This window comes from Acidovorax sp. GW821-FHT10E04 (genome assembly GCF_059415185.1).
Genome location: NZ_JBWKMT010000002.1, coordinates 200,660 through 222,592, shown reverse-complemented (window position 1 = coordinate 222,592; position 21,933 = coordinate 200,660). Strand labels below are relative to the sequence as shown.

The window sequence follows — 21,933 nt, the reverse complement described above, 5'->3', positions numbered from 1 at the left end:
GCTAGGCCCGTTCTATTGCAGCCCGGCCCGCGCCACGCGGGCAATGTGTGCCGCATCGACCCCAAAAAACGCCCGCAGCGCCGCCCGAGTATCGCTGCGCCCAAAACCGTCCGTTCCCAATGTCATGAATCGGCGTCCTCCAGGCACGAACGCGCGCACGGTCTCCGGCACGGCGCGCACATAGTCGGTGGCGGCAATCACCGGGCCGCGTGTGCCCGCCAGTTGCTGCGTCAGCCACGCCACGCCGGGCCGCGCCTCCCCCTGCAGCGCACGCTGTTCGCAGGCCACGCCGTCGCGGGCCAGCTCGCTCCAGCTGGTCACGCTGAGCACGGTCACGTCCACGCCCTCGCCTGCCAGCAGTTCGGCTGCCTTGACCACCTCGGTCAGGATGGCGCCGGAGCCCATCAGGGTGACGCTTTTGGATGAAATTGGCCCTTCACGGCCGTCCATCAAGCGCGGATAGCTCCTGAAAACATAGCAACCTCGCAGCACACCTTCTGCCGCATCGGCAGGCAGGTCGGGCTGGGCGTAGTTCTCGTTCATCAGCGTCACGTAGTAGAAGACGTCGCGCTGCTCGGTCACCATCTCGCGCATGCCGGCGTCGATGATCACGGCCATCTCGCCCGCGTATGCCGGGTCGTAGGCCTTGCAGTTGGGGATGGTGGCGGCTACCAGGTGGCTGGAGCCGTCCTGGTGCTGCAGGCCCTCGCCGCCCAGCGTGGTGCGGCCCGAGGTGGCGCCCAGCAGGAAGCCGCGCGCACGCTGGTCTGCGGCGGCCCAGATGGCGTCGCCCACGCGCTGGAAGCCGAACATCGAGTAGTAGATGTAGAACGGCAGCATGGCCAGGCCGTGCACGCTGTAGCTGGTGGCCGCGGCCGTCCAGCTGGCGATGGCGCCGGCCTCGCTGATGCCTTCTTCCAGAATCTGGCCGTCCAGCGCCTCGCGGTAGCTCAGCACCGAGCCGATGTCCTCGGGCGCATAGCGCTGGCCCACGCTGCTGTAGATGCCGACCTGCTTGAACAGGTTGGCCATGCCGAAGGTGCGCGCCTCGTCGGCCACGATGGGCACGATGCGCGGGCCCAGCGTGGCGTCCTTGAGCAGGCTGCCCAGCATGCGCACGAAGGCCATGGTGGTGCTCATCTCCTTGGCCTGCGGCTGCAGCGCGAACTGCGCGTAGCCCTCGATGGCGGGCACGGGCAGCGCGTCGCAGGTGGTGTCGCGGCGCGGCAGGTAGCCGCCCAGGTTCTGGCGGTGGCCGCGCAGGTAGCGCATCTCGGGGCTGTCTTCGGCGGGCTTGAAGAACGCGAGGCTGGTGGCCTGCTCGTCGGACAGGGGCAGGTTGAAGCGGTTGCGGAACTCGATGAGGTCCGTCTCGTCGAGCTTCTTCTGGCTGTGCGTGGTCATCTTGCCCTGGCCGGCCGTGCCCATGCCGTAGCCCTTCTTGGTGTGCGCCAGGATCACGGTGGGCTGGCCCTTGTGGGCGCTGGCTGCAGCGTAGGCGGCGTGGATCTTCACCAGGTCGTGCCCGCCGCGTTTCAGGCGGTCGATCTGCTCGTCCGTCATGCCCTGGGCCAGGGCCGCGAGCTCGGGGTTCTGGCCGAAGAAGTTGTCGCGGTTGAAGCGCCCGTCCTTGGCGGCAAAGGTCTGCATCTGGCCGTCCACCGTGCCTTCGAGCGTGCGCACCAGCGCACCGGTCAGGTCGCGGGCGAACAGGCCGTCCCAGTCGCTGCCCCACACGAGCTTGACCACGTTCCAGCCCGCACCGGCGAACAGGCGCTCCAGCTCGTCGATGATGCGGCCGTTGCCGCGCACCGGGCCGTCCAGCCGCTGCAGGTTGCAGTTGACCACCCAGACCAGGTTGTCGAGGCCCTCGCGCGCGGCCAGGGTCAGCGCGCTCATGCTCTCGGGCTCGTCCATCTCGCCATCGCCGAACACGCCCCAGACCTTGCGCGCCGAGCAGTCGAGCAGGTTGCGGTGCGTGAGGTAGCGCATGAAGCGCGCGTGATAAATGCTGCTGATGGGACCGATGCCCATCGACCCCGTGGGGAACTGCCAGAAGTCCGGCATCAGCCAGGGGTGCGGGTAGCTCGACAGGCCCTGCGCACCCGCGCCCGGCGCCGTGAGCTCCTGGCGGTAGTGTTTCAGGTCCTGCTCGGACAGGCGGCCTTCGAGGAACGCCCGCGCATACACGCCCGGCGCGCTGTGCGGCTGGAAGAACACCAGGTCGCCCCGGTGCTGCCCCTCGCCCAGGCCTTCACGGGCGCGGAAGAAGTGGTTGAAGCCGCTCTCGAAAAGATCGGCCGCGCTGGCGTAGCTGGCGATGTGGCCGCCCAGTTCGCCATAGGCCTGGTTGGCGCGCACCACCATCGCCAGCGCGTTCCAGCGCACGATGGAAGCCACGCGCTCCTCGATGGCGAGGTCGCCGGGGAAGACGGGCTGGTCCTGCACCGCCACGGTGTTCACATACGGCGTGTTCAGGTCCGGCTGCCAGCCGATGCGCTGCGCGCGCGCCAGGCGCACCAGTTCCTGCAGCATGTGCCGCGCCCGCTCCGGGCCTTCGGTGGCGACCAGCGCCAGGAAGGCGTCGCGCCACTCGGCGGTTTCTTCGGGGTCCGTATCGGCCAACGGTGCGGCCGATGCCGGCGTGAGCAGGTGGTGGTGTGCGGTGGGGGCGTTCATGCCGCAACTGTAGCCATTGCCGCCCCGAATGGGATGCCGTTGTAGCCCACCAAAGCGCCCATCACAGCATTTCATGCGGCCAACAGCCTACACTGCAGCACATGAAGCTGGATACCCTGGATTTGCGCATTCTGGCCGAGCTGCAGGCCGACGGTTCCCTGTCCAACGTGGAGCTGGCGCGGCGCGTGCACCTCTCGCCCTCGCCGTGCCTCGCGCGCGTGAAGGCGCTGGAGGCCGCGGGCGTCATCAGCCGCTACGTCGCACTGGCCAGCGCGGCCGCCCTGGGCCTGGGGCTCAACGTGTTCATCAGCATCAGCCTGAAGACGCAGAGCAAGGAGGCGCTGGGCGACTTCGAGCAGCGCATCGCCGAGCACGACGAGGTGATGGAGTGCTACCTGATGAGCGGCGACAGCGATTACCTGATCCGGGTGGCCGTGCCCGACATCGGGGCGCTGGAGCGCTTCATCCTGGAGCGCCTCGCCCCCATCACCGGAGTGGAAAAGATCCGCTCGAGCTTCGCGCTCAAGCAGGTGCGCTACAAGACGGCGCTGCCGCTGCCCCGGGCGTAGGGCCCCTTTTTTTCACTCCGCCCGCGCAGTGCTCGGCGGGTGGCCAATGATGCGCTTGTACGCCCGGCTGAACGAGGCCTCCGACTCGTAGCCCAGCCGGTGGGCCGCCACGGCCACGCGCATGCCGTCGCGCGCGATCCAGCGGCGCGCCTGCGACATCTTCACCTTGGCCACGTAGCGCGCCGGGCTCTCGCCCATGGTGCGCGTGAACGATTCGGAAAAGCTCGAGCGCGAGGCGCCCATCAGGTCGGCCAGCAGCGGCACGTTCCAGTCGCGCTCGGGCTCGGCGTGGATGGCGGCGATCACCTTGCCGATGCGCGGGCAGCGCACGGCGGCGATCCAGCCCGTGGGGTTGTTGCAGCTGCACTCCACCCAGGCGCGGATGATGCTGGCGGCCAGCGCATCGGCCAGGCGCGCGAGGATCGCGCAGGCGCCCATGCGGTCCTGCTCCACCTCGCGCTCCATGGCGTCGAGCAGCACCGGCACGGTGGTGTCGCGCCGGGCCAGGTCGCCGGCCATCATCACCGCCGGCATCATGGCCATCAGCGGGTGCAGCGGGTCGAGGTTGAAGCGCAACGCGCCGCTGAACAGCACGTCGGGGGCCAGCGGCGGAGGTGGCGCGACGGGGGCCCCCAGGGGCGCGTGGCCCGCATCGCGGCCGTCCACCAGGTAGATGTTCTCGGACACGGGCTTGCGCGCCAGCGAGTCGATGTCCACCGGCGGCACGTCGGGCGAGCTGGCCAGCACGTGGAAGCTGCCGTGCGGCAGCAGCACCGCGTCGCCCGGGTTCAGGCGCTGCCAGTCGGTACCCGGCGTGCGCAGCCAGGCTCCGCCATGGCCCACGAAGTGGAAACGGGCCGAGCGCTGCGCCGGGAAGGCGATGGCCCACGGCGGCTGCAGCACGCAGCGGCCATACTCCACGCCGTCCAGGCGCAGGCCGAGCAGGATCTGGGTCAGCAGGTCCGGTGGCTCAGCGAACGGCTGCTGGGGGATCTGGTTGAAGGGTTTGGACAAAAAGTCAAGCATCTCGGCTTTTACGGCATGGAAACGCCGCCATCTTATCCCTACGATGGCTTTCCATCCATCCCTAGGCCTTTCCCGTGTCTTCCTCTCCCTCCTGCTCCGCCTGCCTTGATGCGCCCACTGGTGCCGTCGTTGCCGAGGCTACGCCCGCCCCGCATTCCACCCCCGAGCCCACCGAGGCACGCTGGGCCGCCGTGGCCTCCATGGCGCTGGGTGTCTTCGGACTGGTCACGGCCGAATTCTTGCCCGCCAGCCTGCTCACCGCCATGGCCAGCGACCTGCGCGTGAGCGATGGCGCCGCAGGCCAGGCGGTCACCGTGACGGCGCTGGTGGCGGCGGTGGCCGCGCCGTCGCTGCCGCTGCTCACGCGCCGCATCGACCGGCGCTTGGTGATGATCGCCTTCACGCTGCTGCTGGTGCTGTCCAACGCGATGTCGGCCTTGGCCGGGAGCCTGGCCACGCTGCTGGTGGCGCGGGTGCTGCTGGGCGTGGCGCTGGGCGGCTTCTGGTCCATGTCGGCCGCGCTGGCCATGCGGCTGGTGCCCGCCTCGCTGTTCGCGCGGGCCATGTCGTTCATCCTCACCGGGGTGTCGGTGGCCACGGTCTGCGCGGCGCCCATCGGCGCGTGGATGGGCGACCTGTGGGGCTGGCGCAGCGCCTTCATAGCGGCCGGCGGCATCAGCCTGATCACGCTGGCCGTGCAGCTGGTGGCGCTGCCCGCCCTGCCCCCGCGCGACAACCCCAACCTCAAGGTACTGGGCGAGCTGCTGCGCCGCCCGCCCGTGCGCGTGGCGCTGCTGGCCGTGCTGCTGGTCATCTCCGGCCACTTCGCAGGCTTCACCTACATCCGCCCGCTGATGGAGCAGGTCACGCACCTGTCGGTGGCCACCATCACGGCGGTGCTGCTGGGCTATGGCGTGGGCGGTTTCTTCGGCAACTTCGTGGGCGGCTGGATCGCCGGGCGCAGCGAGCGCCAGGCCATCGTGGCCGGCGGTGCCGTCATCGCCGCGCTGGCCGCCGTGCTGCTCGTGGCCGGGCAGTCGGCGGCCATCACGGCCGTGGCCGTCACGCTGTGGGGTTTTGCGTTCGGCGCCTTCCCGGTGGGCTTCCAGACCTGGATCGTGCGCGCCGCGCCCGACCAGGCCGAGGGCGCGGGCGGACTGCTGGTGGCGGCGTTCCAGATCGCTATTGCCAGCGGCGCCATCTTCGGCGGCCTGATGGTGGACCATGTGGGCGCGCTGGGCGGGCCGGCGTTTGCGCTGGCGGCGCTCACGCTGGGCACTCTGCTGACCCTGCGGCACGGGCCGCGCCCGGCAGCCGCCTGATCGGCCCCCACGACCCGGCAACGGGCCGGGTGGTCCCGCCGCCCCCTCACTGCGCGGGTTTGCGTGCGATCTCGCCGGTCGCCACGCGCTTGCGCAGATCGCGGATCAGCGCCTTGGCGCGGGCCTCGTTGGCGGGCCCCATGCGCACCAGGATCTTCTGTCCGCTGGATAGCGATTCCAGCGCCGGGTCCACGAATTCGTAGCGCACCCAGGGGCGCAGGTTCGGCACATCGGTATTCACCGGCGTGAGCTTCACGCGCAGCGGGCCCTGGGGTTCGGGCGCCAGCAGCAGGTGGTCCAGCACGGCCACCAGGCGGTCGTTGAAGTAGCGCCTGGGGTAGCCCAGTTCTTCATACGCCTGCTGGAACAGCGGATACAGCCGCGCATACAAGGCCACGGCGGACTCCATCGACACGGCCTCGGCAAAGGCCAGAAAAGCGCTGTAGCGCGCGGCATTGGCGGCCGCGATGGTGGTGGGCGCTTCGCCTGTGCCGTCCACCGCAAACCGCTGCGGCATGGGTTGCACGGGCCACATGCGCGAGGGGGCCTGGGCGCGGCCCAGGTTGTCCACCGTGGCCACCAGGCGGCGGACAAAGCCGTCGGTGATCAGGAACGATGCGAGCTTGTCGCGTCCCACCAGTCCAGACAGCAGCTCGACGACGCGCGCGTCAGATTCGGCCAGCGCGGGCAGGGCCGTTTCTGCCGGGGCCAGTGCATCGACCGGGTTCTGCGGCCCCGAGGCTTCGGGCAGGGGCGGTGGAGCCGCGGGCGCTTCGGGCGCGGCGGCCGCCACGGGGGGCGGCACAACCGGCGCTTCCGCCGTGCGCAGCCAGTACCACCAGGCAGCTGCGGCGGCCACCGCGCAGGCCAGCACGGCGGCAATGATCCAGGGAGGGGAGGATGTGCGCTCCGGCGCGGGGCGGAACTCGGCAGTCTCTTGATCGGGCATCGGATCTCCTTCAAAACAGGAACAACCCTTGTCCGAGCGGCTTCGGCGCCGGGCGTTCCCTGTCCATCCCACGTGGGGATGGACTTGATTGGAAACCCGCGGGACACCGCGCCGGTAACGCGATGTAGGCCGCCCGCCGAAACCCGCGCTTAAAACGCCGTGGGGGTGGTGGACAGCGACTCCAGCCACGCCACCGTGGCCGCCAGCTCGGAGGGCCGGATCTCGTGCGCGCTGGGGAACTCGTGGTACGCCACCGTCACCGGCAAGGGCGCCATGTGGTGGGCGATGGCCTGTGCATGGGCCAGCGGGATCACGTTATCGTGCGTGCCGTGGCTCAGCCACAGCTGTTTGCCGCGCAGGGCATCGGGCGGCGCCGCCAGGGGCACCACCTGCGCCAGCAGGCGGCTGTGCCAGACCATCGCCGCCTGCATGAGCGCTGGCCGGGTGAGCAGCAGCGACAGCGCCATGATGCCGCCCTGGCTGAAGCCCCCCACCACCACGCGTTCGGGCGGAATGCCCAGCTGCTCGGCGGCCGATTCGATGGTCTTGGCGACCAGCGCGCGGCTTTCGGCCTCCTGCGCTTCGTTGATGGTGCGTTCCCCGCTGGGCTCGATGGAAAAGTCGAACCACGCATGCGAGCCCGGCCCCATGCGAAACGGTGCACGCAGGCTCAGCACATGAAAGCGCTCGGGAACATGGGGCGCCAGGCTGAACAGGTCCTGTTCGTTGCTGCCCACCCCATGCATCAGCACCAGCAGCCAGGGGCGGGGCGCGGTGGCGGCAGCAGGGCGCTGCAAGAAGGTGAGCGGTAGGTTGAGCATGGACAGGCGCCTCGGGCAGTTTTTATGGAGAACGGATGAAAAAACCTGCGGGTCAATGCGCCGGTTCCAGGGCGAACGCGTCCATCGACAGCATGCTGTACATCACCTCGCGGCTCAGGTAGTGGGCATGCAGGTCGTCGCCCGCGGCGCCCAGCGCAAAAAAGATGGGCAGGAAGTGGTCTTCGGTCGGGTGCGCGCGGCTGGCATGCGGGGCCTGGCTGCGGTAGTTGAGCAGCGCGCTGACGTCGCCGCGCGCCAGCGCTGCTTCGATCCACCGGCTGAACTCCAGCACGTACGGCGCGGGCTCGCGGGCACCGCCAAAGAACTCGGCCAGGTTGTGCGTCATGCTGCCCGAGCCGACCACCAGCACGCCCTGGCTGCGCAGGCCGCGCAACGCAGCGCCCAGTGCATACACCTCGGCCGGGCCGGCGCCCACGGGCAGCGCCACCTGCACCACGGGCAGGTCGGCCTCGGGAAACAGGTGCATCAGCGGCACCCAGGCCCCGTGGTCAAACGGACGGGCCGCGTCGCCCTGCGCGGCCATGCCCGCGGCCTGCAGCAGGCCCAGCACCTCCTGCGCCAGCGCGGGGGAGCCGCTGGCGGGATACTGCAGCTGGTACAGCGCGGGTGGAAAACCGCCAAAGTCGTGCCAGGTGGCGGGCTGCGGCCCGGTCATGACCTGCAAGGAGCGCGCCATCCAGTGCGGCGACATGATCACCACGCCGCGCAGGCCGGGATATTGCCCCTTCAGGCTTTCGCCCCACTGGGTGAGCGCAGGGCCGGTGGTGCCGGCGTCGATGGCAAACAAGGGTGCCCCGTGCGACACGAACAGCGCGGGAATGGCGCCGTGGGGCGCGGCAGTGGCGGGGGTTTGGGCTGTGGCAGACATGGCAACTCCATCCGGTAATGCCTTGAATGTAGGACCGATGGGCCCCGCTACCAAGCCCTATACGCCAGACAGATTGTTCTACCCATGGTGCCAATGCGGCGAGACTCCGCTCACGAACCATCCCCCCCACCGCGCACCCTGCCCCGCAGCGCCTTGGTCTCGCCGCGCTGGGTCTTGCCTTCCAGGCGCCGCTGTTTGGACCCATAGGTAGGCTTGGTGGCGCGCCGCACACGGGGCGGCACCGCGACGCTGTTGACCAGCGCGTTCAAGCGCTCCAGCGCATCATTGCGGTTTTGGTCCTGGCTGCGGTACTGCTGGGCCTTGATGACCACCACGCCTTCCTGTGTGATGCGGGTGTCGCGCAGGGCCAGCAGGCGCTCCTTCACGTCCCCGGGCAGTGAGGAGGCGCCCACGTCAAAGCGCAGGTGCACCGCGCTGGAAACCTTGTTGACGTTCTGTCCGCCCGCGCCCTGGGCACGCATGGCGGTGATCTCCACCTCGTCCTCGCGCACCTCAAGCGGTCGTGGCGCCATGTTTGCCCTGTCTTGCCGGAGCCGGAATGTGCGGTTAACGCGGGAACGGCAGAAGAAGAGTGAACTTCACGGCGGCTCAGGCCGCGGGCGGCTGCTGCGCCAGCAACTGCGCCAGGCCGTCGATGGCCAGTCCGTAGCCCAGCACGCCAAAACCGCACATCACCGCCTTGGCCGCAGCCGCCATGTACGAATGGTGGCGATAGGCCTCGCGCGCGTGCACATTGCTGATATGCAGCTCGATCAGCGTGATGCCCGTGCCCTTGGTGGCATCGTGCAGGGCGATGCTGGTGTGGGTGTAGGCCCCGGCGTTGATGACCACGCCCGCCAGTTCGCCCGCCGCGTGCAGGCGGCCGGCCTCGTGAATCCAGTCCACCAGCGCGCCTTCGTGGTTGCTTTGATGGAACCGCAACGCGAAGCCGTGGCGATCACACGCGTCGGCGCAGAGCTTTTCCACGTCGGCCAGCGTGGCTGCGCCATACACGGCGGGTTCACGCGTGCCCAGCAGGTTCAGATTGGGGCCATTCAGGACAAAAACGGTTTTTTTCTTCACAGACATGCAGCACTCCGGGGCTAGGCACCTGCCACGCTGGCGGGCCAGAGTGCGCGATTATGCGGCGGCCCGCAGGCGCCGGCCCCTTCAGGTACGCCCCACGAGAAAAGCGGCCCCGAAGGGCCGCTGTAAAAGGCAGCCTGTGCAAAGACGCTGCCTGTGAGCGACTGGCGCCCAAGAGGTTGGTTGCAACAATCAGCAGACGGGCCCGCGGGCCCGTCGCCGATCAACGGTCCCAATGGCGATTGTGTCCATGGCCACGATAGCCGTGGTCATGGTGTCGATGGTGGCGGTACCCACGGTCACCGTAGTACACCACGGGTGGCGGGGCGTAATACGCTGGGGGCGGCGTGTAGTACACGGGCCGGGGTGGCGCGTAGTACACGGGCGGCGGGGCCACGTACACCGGGGCGGGTGCGTAGTAGCCATTGCTGGCCCCCACCACCACGCCGGGCACGCCGATACCAACCGACCAATTCACGTCGCCGCGGGCCTGGGCTGCGCCCGTGCCGGCCAGCAATGCCAGCGCCACGCCAGCCGAAGCGGCCATGGCATAGATAGAACGGGTTTTCGTCATGGAAATCTCCTGTTTGAGCGAGGGCAGCCAGCCAAATGGACTCACCTCACCGGTACATAACGCACCAAGTAGCCGAAAGGATGGCATAAAACTGTCTTTACGTTGTGTCTGGACGTATACGCGCCTGTTTCCATGCGTAAACCTTCACGAAACCGGCGCCTAAAATGACCCAATGAGCACCCCAAACCCCGCCAATCCTGCCGCCGGCACCCCCGGCGCTGCCCCCGCAGCATCCCTGGAAACCGCCAAGCCCAGCAACTTTCTGCGCCAGGTCATCGAAAACGACCTGGAAAAAGGCACCTATGCCTCCCGCCGCTGGGGCGGCAGCCCGGGCGACGCCGCCCACCACGCCATCGGCCAGCCCGACCCCGCCAGGATCCGCACCCGCTTCCCGCCCGAACCCAACGGCTACCTGCACGTGGGCCACGCCAAGAGCATCTGCATCAACTTTGGCCTGGCGCGCGACTACGGCGGCGTGTGCCACCTGCGCTTTGACGACACCAACCCCGAAAAAGAAGACACCGAATACGTCAACAGCATCATCGACGCGGTGAAATGGCTGGGTTTTGACTGGAACGGCCACCCCAGCGCCCCGCCCTACCAGGCGAGCGACTATTTCGACTTCATGTACCGCGCGGCGGAGTACCTGATCGAGGCCGGCCACGCCTACGTGGACGAACAGACCGTCGAGCAGATCCGCATCAACCGCGGCGACTTCAGCAAGCCCGGCACCGACAGCCCCTTTCGCAGCCGCACCCCGGCCGAAAACCTGGCCAAGTTCCGCGAGATGAAGGCCGGCCTGCACGAAGACGGCTCGATGGTGCTGCGCGCCAAGATCGACATGGCCAGCCCCAACATCAACATGCGCGACCCGGCCATCTACCGCATCCGCCGCGCCACGCACCACAACACCGGCGACACCTGGTGCATCTACCCGATGTACACCTACGCGCACCCCATCGAGGATGCGCTGGAGCAGATCACCCACAGCCTGTGCACGCTGGAGTTCGAAGACCAGCGCCCGTTCTACGACTGGCTGCTGGAGCGCCTGACCGAAGGCGGCCTGCTGGCCAGCCCGCCCCCCCGCCAGTACGAATTCGCGCGCCTGAACCTCACCTACGTCATCACCAGCAAGCGCAAGCTCGCGCAGCTGGTGTACGACCACAAGGTCAGCGGCTGGGATGACCCGCGCATGCCCACCATCGTGGGCCTGCGCCGCCGGGGCTACACGCCCGAGGCCATCCAGACCTTTGCCGAACGCATCGGCGTGACCAAGAGCGACAGCTGGATCGACTACAGCACCCTGGAAGGCTGCCTGCGCGAAGACCTGGAGCTCAAGGCCTTCCGCGGCATGGCTGTGCTCAACCCCGTCAAGCTGGTGCTCACCAACTGGGACGACGTCATGGGCGCGGGCCACCTGGAGCCCTGCACCCTGCCCTCCCTGCCCCACCCCCCTGAAGGCGTGGAAAGCCCCGAGCGCCACTTCACCATCGGCAAGGAAGTCTGGATCGAACGCGAAGACTTTGAAGAAGTGCCCCCCAAGGGCTACAAGCGCCTGTTCCCGGGCAACAAGGTGCGCCTGAAGGGCGGCTACGTCATCGAATGCACCGGGTGCACCAAGGATGCCGCTGGCAACATCACCGAAGTGCTGGCCACCGTGGTGCCCGACACCAAGAGTGGGACCCCCGGCGCCGACAGCGTGAAGGTCAAAGCCGCCATCACCTGGGTGGGCGTGGCCGACGGCGTGAATGCCGAAGTGCGCATGTACGACCGCCTGTTCCTGGACGCCCAGCCCGACGCAGGCGGCAAGGACTTCATCGAAAGCCTGAACCCGAACAGCCTGAAGGTGGTGACAGCCATCGTGGAGCCGTCATTGGCCAATGCACGGCCAGACGACAAGTTCCAGTTCGAGCGGCATGGGTATTTTGTGGCGGACCGGGTGGACCATGCGGCGGGGAAGCCGGTGTTCAACTTGGCGGTGGGGTTGAAGGATTCCTGGGGGAAGTAATTTCTCTGTGAACAAAGAAGGGCCAGCAGACTGTGAGGTCTGCTGGCCTTTTGCTTTTGGACTGATGACAGCTTGGGGCCCAACGCTGTCATATTCGCTTTTTGAAAGCAGACGCTAAGAGGACACGCATCGTCAATCACCAGACTTCAGGGACGCCGACAACCGCTTGACGACCTCCTCCTCTGCAAGGCCTTCGTCGGAACCTGCGTGAAAGACAGCACAAGTCGCCGTGTTAGAACCGTTGGCTCTGCGATAGACGGCCACCACGCTGCCCGGCCCAGCACCGGTGTGCCCACACAATGTCGGCCCCGTATGCAACACGCCTTGCATCAGCCCGAGGCCGTATGCCGGCGACTTCCATGGGCGCCCAGGAAGAGGTCCGCCAAGGGCGCGTGCAGCTTGCATCTCCTGCACCAGCAAATCAGGCAGAAGGTGTCCAGCCATCAGGCGGTCTAGAAAGAGGGCAGCGTCGGAGAGAGAGCCAACAAGCAAGCCGTGATAAACCCATCTCGGGTCATAAGTCGAAATGGCCCCCATGCACACGCCTTCCAAGTCAGCTGGCGTCTTTGCGCTACGAACTCTCAGCAGGCCCAAGGGCGCCAACGCTTGTTGCATAAGCGCTTCCTCAAGTGCGAGACCTGTCGCACGCTCGATAAGTCTCGCTACGTACAAGTAGCCGACGTTCGAATACTGCCACCCCACTCCAGGGGCGTAACGCAACCTCGTGGCATCGAGGCGTTGCAACATTTCATCCGCCTGCCAGGGCGCATCGCCGCGAGCAACGGCAGCGTGGTACTCGACAAGTTCACCGTAGTCAGCCAGCCCGGCTTCATGTCTCAGCAGCTGACGCAACGTGAACGGACCTTCAAGGACTACGTCATCGAGTCGAACAATCCCATCACGCACCAGTGACAGAGACGCTGCCGCTAGAACTGTCTTCGTAAAGCTCCACCAAGGAACCATCACATCTTGTTCTCCGTGCCGCACTAGTGAACCGTTTGATACGAGAGAGAAATATGTCAAGGGGCGCATTGGACTGAAGAATTGGGTTGACGCATTGAAGGTCCGATCCTGGCCGTTATGAGCCAAACTACCGAAAGATATGGTCTGCGAATTGGCGCGACCTACATTGGGTTGAAGCTATGCCTGAATATCAATGGTCTTGCTTATCCTGCGGGGCATCGAACAGCCCTGCAGCCTTGGAATGCATCGCATGCAGTTGCCCTGCAGCATGTAACTCTGATGAGCTACTGAAATATCGAGAGCAATATGTTCAGCAAGGCGGTATCGTTGGGCCCGCCGCTGCCCCCACCTTGGATGCAACGGACTATGCCGCACTAAAGGTACTTCTGTCCCTTCCACTTTTTTTGCTAGGTTGGTGGCCATTTGGTCAGCAAAAACGGAAGACAAAGTAGCGTTTCAGCGTCTAACCCACCACTCAAGCGAACCAACATTCTGCGGGCCGCTAGCTCAGTTCATTGAGCATCCGCTTTCACGATTCACCACCGGCAGCTTCTGGCCGTAGACAGACTTCTGCCTGCCGATTCCCCGCACGGCACCAGGCGGTGGGCGCCGCGCTTTTACGGTACAAACACCGCCATGCCTCACACCCAGCCCTTGTCGGCCACGTTCACTCCCACCTTCGCCCACGTGCCGGCCGGCCCGGTGGCGGGCCCCTTGCAGTTGTTGCCGCTCAACGCCGGGGTGGTGTCAGTGCACACCGCCGATGGCGCGCATGTGGGTTCGCTCAAGCTGGTCGGCGGGGTCTGGAAGTTCAAGGCCATGGGCTACAGCGCTGCCGGTGGCATGGAACCCGGCCACGGCCCGCTGACCGATCAGCACAACATGCAATTCGCCACGCCCGATGCCGCCGAGGTGAGCGCCCGGTTGCTGGGCGCTGTGGGAAGCCCCCCGTAAGAAACCAACAGGCGAGGCCTGCGTGAGTGCCGAAACGCTCAGTCCGGCGCGTCGGCCAGAACATCCCCCAACCCCAACCGAGCACACCACCGCCACTCGCTCCTCGATGCACTGCTCGGGCTTGGCTCGCGCGGGGAGGTTGTCCAGGTAAGCCAGCGGCATGAACACCAACGTGCGCAAGCACGACTGGCCGACTGTTCCGTGTGGGTGGATGCCAGGCCATCGTGGAGCCGCCATGGTCCGATGCGCGGCCGGATGGCGCTCCAGGTTGAGCGGCACCCCGGGTATTGGCTGGCCGGCCATTTTTTTCTTCAGGGGCGGGCGCCGCTTCCGCGCCCCTTGCGGACATCAATGAGTGCCATCGTTCGTCTGTTTTCCCGTCAATGCGGAGCAAATCAGCTCCACGGCGAAGGCAAGCCCCAGGACGACCCCGCCTGCGGTTGAAGACCCCAGAAAGAGCAGCGCCAGCCCCAGGACGAGCGCAGCCAGCGAGAACCAATGGATGGATTTCATGTGATGTGCTTTCCTGATTTGCCGTTCTTCAACTCGCTTCTGGCTGGATTCTGCCCCAGTGCACCGCGCGCGCAAGGTGGCCCGCGCCGCTGTGGGGATGGCTCCATGCCGCTGGGCCGGGACGAAAAAAAACCGGCTCCGCGGAGCCGGTTTTTCAGAGGAAGCTGCCGGGTTCAGTAGCGCCCGCCGCCGTAGCCACCCGTGCCGTAGCCGATGTCCGAGCGCTTGCTGGCACTGTAGCCGCCCGCGCTGTAGCCACCCGAGCCGCCACCCTCTTCGCGGGGGCGGGCGAGGTTCACGACAATCGCGCGCCCATCGACGGACATGCCGTGCAGCGCGGTGATGGCGGCCTGGGCGACTTCGGCGGACGCCATTTCCACAAAGCCGAAGCCCTTGGAGCGACCGGTTTCGCGGTCCATCATGACCTTGGCGGAGGAAACCCGGCCAAACTCGGCAAAGTTGCTTTCCAGGCTGGAATCGGTCACGGAATAGGGCAGGTTGCCCACGTAGATCTTGGTGCTCATGGAGGAGCCTTTCTGAAGGAGGGCGCGCAACGCAGGGCGCACCGTTGGGACAAGGGTGTGCGGACCGGATGTCCGCCACAACGGGGAAGCGTGGATGGGGTCTGCGGTGGGCAGGCCATCCATCAGCACACGGGGGGATGCGGCATGCACGTTTGCAGCCAGCCCTGGGTAACGGCAAAGAGCCGGGCGGCTTCGCGCGAGGCAAAGGCTTTGTCGAAACGGAAGACACGGCAGTAGCTGCCGTTGCCTTGGGAACGATGGACCGAGAAGGAGGCGCGGAAGCGGCCGCAGTCGGTCGGGTGTGTCGCGGGCGAAACGACGTACTGGCCCATGGAAATGGCGGTCTTTGAAATCTGGTTCATTCAGGATCGCAGGCTTGGAAATCGACCTGCGTGAGCATCGAGGGACTCGGTGGGCTGCAGCTCTACAGACCCACTGGGCGACAAAGGTCGCAAAAGGCGGCTGGCCTGGGGCGGATGGTCGCCACAGAGCAGGCGTTGCGGTGACGGCACGCGTCAAGGGCCGTGACTGCAACCCACTCAGTATATATCAATTCGCATTTGAATTTGAATTAATATTCTTTTTGGTTTTAAAAGGCGCGAAATTGGGCAGTGCCGGAGCATCCGCGCCAGCAATGCGCCGGGTTTTGCTACGCTTGCCGGCGCTGCCTGCGCGTGTTCCCGCTGCGCCGGTGGTTCTTTTTTCCTCCTGTCGCTCCATGCCCCGCCGCAAACTCCACCACCACGTCTATGTCGTCGAGCTTTCGAAGGACGTGCTGAACGAGCCCCGCTTTCGCAAGAACAATCCCGGCTACATCGACGGCAAACCCTGCGTGTACGTGGGCATGACGGGCTTGGACCCGGACGTGCGGTTCGACAAGCACAAGGCAGGCATCCAGGCGAACCGGTTTGTACAGCAGTACGGCCTGCGCCTGCTGCCCGACCTGTACGAAGGCTTCAACCCCATGAGCTACGAAGACGCGGTGGACCGGGAGATCGAGATCGGCATCGACCTGCGCTCGGCGGGGTTTGGGGTGTGGCAGGCCTGAACCGGTGCCCGCGCGCGCAGGGGCCGGTGCGTCCTTCTTCCTGGAATCTGTTGCGCTTCAGTTTTGATAGCTGCCAGCGCTTATCCATCCAGCGCCAGCAGCCCATTTCACTGAAATCTCAGCGCGCTGGCCAGAAGGCCACAAGCCAGCCTCAGTGCACACGCCCCCGCACAAACTGCAGCGTGGTGTGGGCCACGCGTGCCCCCAGGTACCGGGCCGTGGCCAGGTCTGCCTCTGGCGGCACCACGTCGGCACCCTGGTCGGTGTTGGACTGCGCCGCGGCGCCCAGCCAGAAGCCCAGGCGGTTCAGGTCTTCCTCCGACCCGGTGGACGAGCAGTTGCCCGGGGGCAGCGCCAGGTTCACCCAGTGCATGCCGTGCTGCGCGGCGAACAGGGCCATCTGCATCAGGGTGGAAAGCTTGTCCCCCGAGCGCGAGCCCGAGTTGGTGAAGCCCGCGGCGATCTTGTCCTTCCAGCCGAGGCCTTTGGCCATGACCACGTTGGACGTGGCTTCCTGGAAGGCCTTGAACTGCGACGAGGCGCTGGCGACATAGGTAGGCGCGCCGAAGATGATGGCGTCGGCGGACGCGAGGTCATTCCACCGTGAGGGCGCTTCTTCCACGGTCATGAGGAGGGGCTCGGTGCCCTCCACCTGCGCCACGCCTTCTTTCACGGCCTGGGCCTGCCGGGCCGTGTGGCCATAGCCGCTGTGAAAGACGATGGCAATGCGCACACCAGGGGCGCGGGTGGGTTGGGGAGTGGGCGTCGTCAGGGTCATGTTCATGCTTGAGTTCATGGGTTGAGAAACTGTGGGTGAGGGATATGAGGGAGGTTGGCTAGGCCGTGGCAGGCTGGCGTTAGGGGCCTTCGCGGCTGTGCACCACCTGCTCCAGGCGCTCCAGAATGCGCGGCCACAAGCCGCCCATGCGCTCGAAGCTGATGCCATCGTTGGGCCGGAAACCCGCCTGCTCCATGCGCAGCAGCGTGCCGCCGCCGTGCTCCTGCAAGGTCCAGGTGATGTGGGTGATGAGCCCATTGGCCGACTCGGTGCCGTTGCCCCAGCGATAGGCGAGCTGGCTGGGCTCCTCCACCAGGGTCACCTCGCAGTGCGTCACGCCCGACCAGCCCGGCAGCGGCTGCGCGCGCACCGTGAAGCGGTGCCCCACCTCGGCCACGAAGTCGTTTGGCATGAGCCACTCCTGCATCAACCAGGACTGGGTGAGCGCGCGCCAGACCTTCTCGCGCGGGTGGGGTAGCTGCCGCTCGAACACCAGGGACCGGGTGCCTTGCGCCGTGGGGGTGGGGCCATGGGATCGGGTTGCGTCAGCCATGGCGCACCGCCTGCAAGGTGAGCCTGACGGCGGGCACGAGGCTCAGAGGGTGGTGGCGGTTCTGCATGGTGTTTTTGCCGCAGTAGTGGAGTTGCGCGGTCATTGGTCCATGCGTCCGAGCAGGTTCTCCAGGTCATCCAGGCGCTGGTTCCAGAAGCCGGCATAGACGCTCATCCAGTCCACCAGGGGCGCCAACCCTTCGCGCCGCACCTGGTAGTAGGTTTCGCGCCCGGCACGGCGGTCTTCCACCAGCCCCGCGCGCTTGAGCACGGCCAGGTGCTTGGACACCGCAGGTTGCGAAATGTGGGAATGCCCCGTCAGCACGTTCACGGTCTGCTGCCCCTCCCGGGACAGCTGCTGGAAGATGGAACGGCGCGTGGGGTCCGACAACGCCGCGAAGGTCAGGTCTTCAGGGGATTTCACAGGATATAACTCATTGGTTATGAATGACGAATAATAACCAAACGGCTATGGATTGGTCAATCCTTCGTAAAAAGATTCAGGCGCGCTGCGCGGGACACGGGATCGTTTGTGCGGCCCACCGGGTGGCACGACAATGCAGGCCCACACGATCCATCCATTCGCTGCGGGCCGGGGAATCCGCCCGTGGCACCCACCCTTTGTCCTTGCCCATGAATTTCGCAAACCGCCTTCAGCAGCTTCCTTCCACAAGCCACCTCGCCGCCCTGCACCTGCTGGACGCGGGCGGCCAGGTGCTGGCCACCATCGAGAACAAGCCCGGCCAGACGGGTTCGCTGGCCGTGTATGCCGCGCTGGCGGCGCTGTATGGCGGCCGCATCACGCCCGCGGCCGCCACCCTGGGGCTGGAGTGGTACGCCGAGCATGTGGCCGACGCGCAGGCCTTCCCGGGCAAGCACCCCAACATCGACCGGCTGCTGGCCTGGGCCCAGGGCAGCGAGAGTTTTGGGGCCCGCACGGTTTCCGCCTGAAACGAAAAAAAGCCGCGGTGGCAGCGGCGGCTTGTCGAAAACGCGCGGGCCCGTTCGTCGTCAGGGTGTGAACACGTTGAATGAGCGATATGGTTGAGCGGCTCACGCCTTCATCCACCCTGATGTCCACCCCCAAGGAGACCCCAGCATGACCACCAACACCACCCCCACAGGCACCGTCACCCTGCACCGCGTGCTGCGCGCACCGGCCGAGCGCATCTACCGCGCGTTCCTGGACCCCGACGCCATGTGCAAGTGGCTGCCGCCCCATGGGTTCACCGGCCGGGTGCTGAGCCTGGATGCCCGCGTGGGCGGCACTTACCGCATGCAGTTCACCAACTTCAGCAACGGCCAGACGCATGCGTTTGGTGGCGAGTATGTGGAGCTGGTGCCGGGCGAGCGCATCGTGCACACCGACCGGTTCGACGACCCCAACCTGCCGGGCGAGATGCGCACCACCATCCAGCTGAAAAAAGTGATCGTGGGCACCGAGGTGTCCATCGTGCAGGCGGGCATTCCTGCCGTGATCCCCGCCGAGGCGTGCTACCTGGGCTGGCAGGAGTCGCTGCAGCTGCTGGCGCTGCTGGTGGAGCCGGAGATTCCGGCGGAGTAAATCGGTGCCGGCCGGGCCATGCACACGGCCCCGGCGGCGGGGTGAACGGCGGCGCACCGGCAGGCGGTGCCGCGCCACGCGCCCGCCGCCCCAGCCCCTCCCCATCCCTCAATTCACATCACATCACTTCACTTCAGCCACTTGTCGGCGGCTTGCTTGATGGCGCCCCGGCTGTCCACCAGGCCCCACACGAAGCCCATCACGCGCACATAGTCGGCATCGTCGGTGGGCAGCATGAAGCCCAGGTAGTTCTTGAGCGTGAGCGGTGCATCCACGAACGCGGCGTGCAGGCGCGGGTCGGCCTTGGCATAGTGCAGGGCCTCGTACGTCTCGGTGATCATCACGTCGCCCTTGCCCTCGGCGATCAGCGCGGGGATCTCGGCGTTCTTGTCGTGCGTGCTGACCTGGGCTGTTTTCAGGTTGGCCAGCACATAGGTTTCGTTGGTGCCCCCGGGGTTCTTGATGACACGCACCGTGGGCTGGTTCATCGCGTCCACGCTGGTGTATTTGGCCTTGTCGGCCGCGCGCACCAGGGCCACCTTGCCGAAGGGTGCGTAGCCGGGCAGCATGTCAAAGATGCGCATGCGGTTGACGTTGCGCGTGATGCCGCCCACCGCCACATCGAACCTGTCGCCCTGCAGGTCCTTCACCAGGTTGGGCCAGGTGGTGGGCACGTATTCGATCTTCACACCCAGCTCCTTGGCCATGGTCTCGATCACGTCGATGTCATGGCCCGAGTAGCCCGCGTCGGTCTTCATGGCAAACGGGCGGTAGTCGCCGGGCGTGCCCACGCGGATGACCTTGGCCTCCATGATCATGTCGAGCCGGGGGCCGGCCTGCGCGGCCTGGCTGAAGGCAAGGCTGGCCACCACGGCGGCTGCGGCAAGGGCGAGGATTTTCTTGGGGATCATTTCGAGGTTCTCCAGTGGGTGAAAGGTGGCTTGGCGAAGGGTGTGGCAGCACGGTGCACCGGCCACGCGGGCCGCAGCGGCCGGCACACCCCGTCGCCGCAAACATTACAGCAGGCCCGCGGGCAAAAGCCAGGGGCGTTCATCCGGGGTGGTGCCAGCGGCGCAGGACGGGCATTGCACGCGTGCATGGATGCGCGTTGACGGCAGCGTTTGCACAACACCCCAGCGTCGCAAGCGGCGTGCCATGCAGGCCCGCACCGCGCAGGGGCCGGCATACTCAGGCTCCGTCCACGGCCCATGCTCTATTTTTTATAGCATATTGCGCTTGTCCAACAAGCGCTACACGCCCATTTCTTGTCAAACTCGGTTACCCTGCCCGGTTCAGCAACAAGGACTCGCCATGAAAAAACTCAACGTCACCATCCAACTCGAAATGACCGTGCCCGATGACTGGGAGCTGGCCGATACCTCCGAGGGCACGCCCGTCATCAAGCTGCCCGATGGCAAGTACATGGACATCGCCATCGAACCGCTGTTTGCGGCCGACCCCGAGGACCTGTGGGCCAGCACCGACGACGAGGACGTGCTGGACGACATCCTCGACATGGTGGACAGCGAAGCGGTGACGTACGAGTTTGTGACGCACTGAGCGGTGGGACAGGGGGCAATGCCGGCGTGGGGAGCCCCCGCCCCACCCCGCATTCAAAGCAGAGAACTACACTTTTGATAGCGGCCGGCGCTTTCACCATGAGCGCTGGCGCCCTATTTCACTCAAGCACCGTTACAGCTGCGAACGCAGCCAGCCCGTCAGTTTCTCGTGCGCCTTCTCCCGCAGCGGGCGGTCCCGCCAGGCCTCGTACGTCACGCGGCGTGACCGCCGGATGTCGTCTTCAAACACCGCTGTCTGGCGCCTGGCGAATGCCGTGTCGTACACGTTGAGGTTGGCCTCGTCGTTCAGGCGGAACGAGCGGTTGTCGAAATTGGTGGAGCCCACCGACACCAGCAGCTGGTCCACGATCATGACCTTGCAGTGGTACATGGTGGGCGTGTACTCATAGATCTCGGCCCCGGCCTGCAGCAGCTCGCCCCAGGTGGCGCGGGATGCGGCTTTCACCGTCTCGGTGTCGGTGTGTTCGCCGGGGGTGACCAGGCGCACGCGCACGCCGCGCGCCAGGGCGTCCATCAGCAACTTGCGGGTCAGTTCATCGGGCACGAAGTACGCCACCGACAGGTCGATGCTGCGCTCGGCCGCCGTGATGGCCAGGTGGTACATGAGCTGCATGCTCTCGCTGCCGCTCGAAGGCGAGCTGGAGAACATCTGCGCCTTTTGCGTGCCCGCCGGCGCGATGGCCGGGAAGTACGCCTCGCCATGCAGCACCTTGCCGGTGACCTTGAGCCAGTTGTCCAGAAATGTGGCCTGCATCTGCGCCACGGCGGGGCCGCGCACCAGGTAGTGCGAGTCGCGCCAGTGGTCGGGGTCTTGCGCGTGGCCCGTCCACTCGGGCGCTATGCCCACGCCACCGGTGAACGCCACCTGCCCGTCCGCCACCAGCAGCTTGCGGTGGGTGCGGTTGTTCAGGCGCGCCAGGTTGTACCAGTGGGGCTTGTGGAACTTCTCGATCTGCACGCCCGCCTCCTTCATCTCGGCCAGGTAGCTCTCTTCCATCTTGGCGCTGCCCACCCAGTCGAGCAGCACATGCACCGGCACGCCAGCGCGGGCGCGCTCGCTCAGGGCGTCGGCAAACTGCTTGCCGATGTCGCCCGACCAGTAGATGTACGTCTCGAACGTGACGCTTTTTTGCGCTGCCTGGATGGCCGCCAGCATGGGCGGAAAGATCTGGTCGCCGTTGAGCAGCTCGGTCACCGCATTGCCGCCCACGATGCCCGGGCCCAGCAGGCTGCCCAGCGCGCGTTCGAACTGCGGGTGGGCGGTGCTGTACAGGCGCGGCAGTTGTTGCTGCACCTTCTTCTCGCCGGCCGTGAAGTTGAGCGCCAGCAACACCAGCGCGCCCGTGGCCAGGGCCGTGAGAAAAACCGTGAGCAGGGTGGAAGGGCGGCGGCGGTGGGCGGCTTTCGGCATGGCGCGATGGTAGGTGGCGGCCCGGCGGAGCAATGTAGGCGGACACCGCCAACACCGGGGGCACAATCGCTGGTGCGGGTCGCGACAGCGGCCGCATCGCACCGTCTCCCCAAACACACACCA

At 66.4% G+C, this 21,933-nt stretch carries 25 protein-coding genes; 8 read left to right on the top strand and 17 right to left on the bottom strand.

Annotated elements, in window-relative coordinates:
* Positions 1 to 12 precede the first annotated feature (12 nt).
* A complete protein-coding gene (gene mdeB, locus AC07OC_RS05920) occupies positions 13 to 2,679 on the bottom strand; it encodes an alpha-ketoglutarate dehydrogenase (protein WP_218340735.1) in 2,667 nt (888 codons plus the stop codon).
* 101 nt (positions 2,680 to 2,780) lie between these two features.
* Here mdeB and AC07OC_RS05915 point away from each other — a divergent pair, with 101 nt between their 5' ends.
* Positions 2,781 to 3,248 (top strand): Lrp/AsnC family transcriptional regulator, encoded by a 468-nt coding sequence (locus AC07OC_RS05915; protein WP_218340734.1) that lies wholly within the window; start codon positions 2,781 to 2,783, stop codon positions 3,246 to 3,248.
* Positions 3,249 to 3,260: 12 nt separating this feature from the next.
* Here AC07OC_RS05915 and AC07OC_RS05910 read toward each other — a convergent pair whose 3' ends face one another.
* Positions 3,261 to 4,274, bottom strand: coding sequence for an AraC family transcriptional regulator (locus AC07OC_RS05910; RefSeq protein WP_218294017.1), 1,014 nt, complete (start codon positions 4,272 to 4,274; stop codon positions 3,261 to 3,263).
* A 74-nt stretch (positions 4,275 to 4,348) separates the two neighbouring features.
* Between AC07OC_RS05910 and AC07OC_RS05905 the strand changes: the two genes are divergently transcribed.
* Positions 4,349 to 5,596, top strand: coding sequence for an MFS transporter (locus AC07OC_RS05905; protein ID WP_218340733.1), 1,248 nt, complete (start codon positions 4,349 to 4,351; stop codon positions 5,594 to 5,596).
* A 46-nt stretch (positions 5,597 to 5,642) separates the two neighbouring features.
* Here the strand turns inward: AC07OC_RS05905 and AC07OC_RS05900 are convergent, their stop codons facing one another.
* From AC07OC_RS05900 to AC07OC_RS05875, 6 genes are all read right to left on the bottom strand, one after another.
* Positions 5,643 to 6,545: a DUF3014 domain-containing protein gene (locus AC07OC_RS05900; protein ID WP_494600494.1), complete on the bottom strand. Its 903-nt coding sequence runs from the start codon at positions 6,543 to 6,545 to the stop codon at positions 5,643 to 5,645.
* Positions 6,546 to 6,694: 149 nt separating this feature from the next.
* Positions 6,695 to 7,366: an alpha/beta hydrolase gene (locus AC07OC_RS05895; protein WP_218340731.1), complete on the bottom strand. Its 672-nt coding sequence runs from the start codon at positions 7,364 to 7,366 to the stop codon at positions 6,695 to 6,697.
* 52 nt (positions 7,367 to 7,418) lie between these two features.
* On the bottom strand, positions 7,419 to 8,255 hold the full coding sequence (locus AC07OC_RS05890; RefSeq protein ID WP_218340730.1) for a DODA-type extradiol aromatic ring-opening family dioxygenase: 837 nt from the start codon (positions 8,253 to 8,255) through the stop codon (positions 7,419 to 7,421).
* Between the two features lie 110 nt (positions 8,256 to 8,365).
* Positions 8,366 to 8,788, bottom strand: a complete 423-nt coding sequence (gene arfB, locus AC07OC_RS05885) for an alternative ribosome rescue aminoacyl-tRNA hydrolase ArfB (protein ID WP_218294012.1) — start codon at positions 8,786 to 8,788, stop codon at positions 8,366 to 8,368.
* A gap of 76 nt (positions 8,789 to 8,864) precedes the next feature.
* Positions 8,865 to 9,344 (bottom strand): type II 3-dehydroquinate dehydratase, encoded by a 480-nt coding sequence (locus AC07OC_RS05880; RefSeq protein WP_218294011.1) that lies wholly within the window; start codon positions 9,342 to 9,344, stop codon positions 8,865 to 8,867.
* A 220-nt stretch (positions 9,345 to 9,564) separates the two neighbouring features.
* Positions 9,565 to 9,915, bottom strand: coding sequence for a hypothetical protein (locus tag AC07OC_RS05875; protein WP_218340729.1), 351 nt, complete (start codon positions 9,913 to 9,915; stop codon positions 9,565 to 9,567).
* A 172-nt stretch (positions 9,916 to 10,087) separates the two neighbouring features.
* On the opposite strand from AC07OC_RS05875, the gene AC07OC_RS05870 reads away from it, so the two are divergent.
* Positions 10,088 to 11,923: a glutamine--tRNA ligase/YqeY domain fusion protein gene (locus tag AC07OC_RS05870; protein WP_369641961.1), complete on the top strand. Its 1,836-nt coding sequence runs from the start codon at positions 10,088 to 10,090 to the stop codon at positions 11,921 to 11,923.
* A gap of 132 nt (positions 11,924 to 12,055) precedes the next feature.
* Here the strand turns inward: AC07OC_RS05870 and AC07OC_RS05865 are convergent, their stop codons facing one another.
* Positions 12,056 to 12,886, bottom strand: a complete 831-nt coding sequence (locus AC07OC_RS05865) for a serine hydrolase domain-containing protein (RefSeq protein ID WP_494595113.1) — start codon at positions 12,884 to 12,886, stop codon at positions 12,056 to 12,058.
* A 636-nt stretch (positions 12,887 to 13,522) separates the two neighbouring features.
* Here AC07OC_RS05865 and AC07OC_RS05860 point away from each other — a divergent pair.
* On the top strand, positions 13,523 to 13,840 hold the full coding sequence (locus AC07OC_RS05860) for a hypothetical protein (RefSeq protein ID WP_494594652.1): 318 nt from the start codon (positions 13,523 to 13,525) through the stop codon (positions 13,838 to 13,840).
* Between the two features lie 348 nt (positions 13,841 to 14,188).
* Here AC07OC_RS05860 and AC07OC_RS05855 read toward each other — a convergent pair whose 3' ends face one another.
* The 3 genes from AC07OC_RS05855 to AC07OC_RS05845 all read right to left on the bottom strand — a co-directional run bounded on the left by AC07OC_RS05855 (position 14,189) and on the right by AC07OC_RS05845 (position 15,239).
* On the bottom strand, positions 14,189 to 14,353 hold the full coding sequence (locus tag AC07OC_RS05855; protein ID WP_218294007.1) for a hypothetical protein: 165 nt from the start codon (positions 14,351 to 14,353) through the stop codon (positions 14,189 to 14,191).
* A gap of 173 nt (positions 14,354 to 14,526) precedes the next feature.
* Entirely contained in the window at positions 14,527 to 14,877 is a 351-nt protein-coding gene (gene rbp, locus AC07OC_RS05850) for an RNA-binding regulator (RefSeq protein WP_218294006.1), read from the bottom strand.
* Between the two features lie 122 nt (positions 14,878 to 14,999).
* A complete protein-coding gene (locus AC07OC_RS05845; RefSeq protein ID WP_218294005.1) occupies positions 15,000 to 15,239 on the bottom strand; it encodes a hypothetical protein in 240 nt (79 codons plus the stop codon).
* A gap of 356 nt (positions 15,240 to 15,595) precedes the next feature.
* On the opposite strand from AC07OC_RS05845, the gene AC07OC_RS05840 reads away from it, so the two are divergent.
* Positions 15,596 to 15,925: a hypothetical protein gene (locus tag AC07OC_RS05840; protein ID WP_218294004.1), complete on the top strand. Its 330-nt coding sequence runs from the start codon at positions 15,596 to 15,598 to the stop codon at positions 15,923 to 15,925.
* 151 nt (positions 15,926 to 16,076) lie between these two features.
* Here AC07OC_RS05840 and AC07OC_RS05835 read toward each other — a convergent pair whose 3' ends face one another.
* The 3 genes from AC07OC_RS05835 to AC07OC_RS05825 all read right to left on the bottom strand — a co-directional run bounded on the left by AC07OC_RS05835 (position 16,077) and on the right by AC07OC_RS05825 (position 17,679).
* Positions 16,077 to 16,703 (bottom strand): flavodoxin family protein, encoded by a 627-nt coding sequence (locus AC07OC_RS05835; RefSeq protein WP_494600991.1) that lies wholly within the window; start codon positions 16,701 to 16,703, stop codon positions 16,077 to 16,079.
* 79 nt (positions 16,704 to 16,782) lie between these two features.
* Positions 16,783 to 17,256 (bottom strand): SRPBCC family protein, encoded by a 474-nt coding sequence (locus tag AC07OC_RS05830; protein WP_218340725.1) that lies wholly within the window; start codon positions 17,254 to 17,256, stop codon positions 16,783 to 16,785.
* A 99-nt stretch (positions 17,257 to 17,355) separates the two neighbouring features.
* Positions 17,356 to 17,679, bottom strand: a complete 324-nt coding sequence (locus AC07OC_RS05825; protein ID WP_057272387.1) for an ArsR/SmtB family transcription factor — start codon at positions 17,677 to 17,679, stop codon at positions 17,356 to 17,358.
* Positions 17,680 to 17,888: 209 nt separating this feature from the next.
* On the opposite strand from AC07OC_RS05825, the gene AC07OC_RS05820 reads away from it, so the two are divergent.
* The gene (locus tag AC07OC_RS05820) at positions 17,889 to 18,206 is read left to right on the top strand and encodes a DUF2322 family protein (RefSeq protein WP_494600493.1); all 318 of its coding nucleotides are present in this window, start codon (positions 17,889 to 17,891) and stop codon (positions 18,204 to 18,206) included.
* Positions 18,207 to 18,354: 148 nt separating this feature from the next.
* Positions 18,355 to 18,819, top strand: a complete 465-nt coding sequence (locus tag AC07OC_RS05815) for an SRPBCC family protein (protein ID WP_218294001.1) — start codon at positions 18,355 to 18,357, stop codon at positions 18,817 to 18,819.
* 128 nt (positions 18,820 to 18,947) lie between these two features.
* On the opposite strand, the gene AC07OC_RS05810 is transcribed toward AC07OC_RS05815, so the two are convergent.
* A complete protein-coding gene (locus AC07OC_RS05810) occupies positions 18,948 to 19,730 on the bottom strand; it encodes a transporter substrate-binding domain-containing protein (protein WP_494600492.1) in 783 nt (260 codons plus the stop codon).
* Between the two features lie 400 nt (positions 19,731 to 20,130).
* Here AC07OC_RS05810 and AC07OC_RS05805 point away from each other — a divergent pair, with 400 nt between their 5' ends.
* On the top strand, positions 20,131 to 20,379 hold the full coding sequence (locus AC07OC_RS05805) for a hypothetical protein (protein ID WP_218293999.1): 249 nt from the start codon (positions 20,131 to 20,133) through the stop codon (positions 20,377 to 20,379).
* 132 nt (positions 20,380 to 20,511) lie between these two features.
* Here the strand turns inward: AC07OC_RS05805 and AC07OC_RS05800 are convergent, their stop codons facing one another.
* Complete coding sequence (locus AC07OC_RS05800) at positions 20,512 to 21,810, bottom strand: phospholipase D-like domain-containing protein (protein WP_218293998.1); 1,299 nt, start codon at positions 21,808 to 21,810, stop codon at positions 20,512 to 20,514.
* Between the last annotated feature and the right edge of the window lie 123 nt (positions 21,811 to 21,933).

What these genes read in the sequence shown, in the direction of transcription:
- AC07OC_RS05910 (WP_218294017.1), bottom strand. Translation starts at nt 4,274, where the DNA reads ATGCTTGACTTTTTGTCCAAACCCTTCAACCAGATCCCCCAGCAGCCG.
- AC07OC_RS05895 (WP_218340731.1), bottom strand. Translation starts at nt 7,366, where the DNA reads ATGCTCAACCTACCGCTCACCTTCTTGCAGCGCCCTGCTGCCGCCACC.
- AC07OC_RS05855 (WP_218294007.1), bottom strand. Translation starts at nt 14,353, where the DNA reads ATGAAATCCATCCATTGGTTCTCGCTGGCTGCGCTCGTCCTGGGGCTG.
- AC07OC_RS05830 (WP_218340725.1), bottom strand. Translation starts at nt 17,256, where the DNA reads ATGGCTGACGCAACCCGATCCCATGGCCCCACCCCCACGGCGCAAGGC.
- AC07OC_RS05860 (WP_494594652.1), top strand. Translation starts at nt 13,523, where the DNA reads ATGCCTCACACCCAGCCCTTGTCGGCCACGTTCACTCCCACCTTCGCC.
- AC07OC_RS05875 (WP_218340729.1), bottom strand. Translation starts at nt 9,915, where the DNA reads ATGACGAAAACCCGTTCTATCTATGCCATGGCCGCTTCGGCTGGCGTG.
- AC07OC_RS05800 (WP_218293998.1), bottom strand. Translation starts at nt 21,810, where the DNA reads ATGCCGAAAGCCGCCCACCGCCGCCGCCCTTCCACCCTGCTCACGGTT.
- AC07OC_RS05835 (WP_494600991.1), bottom strand. Translation starts at nt 16,703, where the DNA reads ATGACCCTGACGACGCCCACTCCCCAACCCACCCGCGCCCCTGGTGTG.
- AC07OC_RS05880 (WP_218294011.1), bottom strand. Translation starts at nt 9,344, where the DNA reads ATGTCTGTGAAGAAAAAAACCGTTTTTGTCCTGAATGGCCCCAATCTG.
- AC07OC_RS05865 (WP_494595113.1), bottom strand. Translation starts at nt 12,886, where the DNA reads ATGGTTCCTTGGTGGAGCTTTACGAAGACAGTTCTAGCGGCAGCGTCT.
- rbp (WP_218294006.1), bottom strand. Translation starts at nt 14,877, where the DNA reads ATGAGCACCAAGATCTACGTGGGCAACCTGCCCTATTCCGTGACCGAT.
- AC07OC_RS05870 (WP_369641961.1), top strand. Translation starts at nt 10,088, where the DNA reads ATGAGCACCCCAAACCCCGCCAATCCTGCCGCCGGCACCCCCGGCGCT.
- mdeB (WP_218340735.1), bottom strand. Translation starts at nt 2,679, where the DNA reads ATGAACGCCCCCACCGCACACCACCACCTGCTCACGCCGGCATCGGCC.
- AC07OC_RS05820 (WP_494600493.1), top strand. Translation starts at nt 17,889, where the DNA reads ATGAATTTCGCAAACCGCCTTCAGCAGCTTCCTTCCACAAGCCACCTC.
- AC07OC_RS05890 (WP_218340730.1), bottom strand. Translation starts at nt 8,255, where the DNA reads ATGTCTGCCACAGCCCAAACCCCCGCCACTGCCGCGCCCCACGGCGCC.
- arfB (WP_218294012.1), bottom strand. Translation starts at nt 8,788, where the DNA reads ATGGCGCCACGACCGCTTGAGGTGCGCGAGGACGAGGTGGAGATCACC.
- AC07OC_RS05845 (WP_218294005.1), bottom strand. Translation starts at nt 15,239, where the DNA reads ATGAACCAGATTTCAAAGACCGCCATTTCCATGGGCCAGTACGTCGTT.
- AC07OC_RS05815 (WP_218294001.1), top strand. Translation starts at nt 18,355, where the DNA reads ATGACCACCAACACCACCCCCACAGGCACCGTCACCCTGCACCGCGTG.
- AC07OC_RS05810 (WP_494600492.1), bottom strand. Translation starts at nt 19,730, where the DNA reads ATGATCCCCAAGAAAATCCTCGCCCTTGCCGCAGCCGCCGTGGTGGCC.
- AC07OC_RS05915 (WP_218340734.1), top strand. Translation starts at nt 2,781, where the DNA reads ATGAAGCTGGATACCCTGGATTTGCGCATTCTGGCCGAGCTGCAGGCC.
- AC07OC_RS05900 (WP_494600494.1), bottom strand. Translation starts at nt 6,545, where the DNA reads ATGCCCGATCAAGAGACTGCCGAGTTCCGCCCCGCGCCGGAGCGCACA.
- AC07OC_RS05840 (WP_218294004.1), top strand. Translation starts at nt 15,596, where the DNA reads ATGCCCCGCCGCAAACTCCACCACCACGTCTATGTCGTCGAGCTTTCG.
- AC07OC_RS05805 (WP_218293999.1), top strand. Translation starts at nt 20,131, where the DNA reads ATGAAAAAACTCAACGTCACCATCCAACTCGAAATGACCGTGCCCGAT.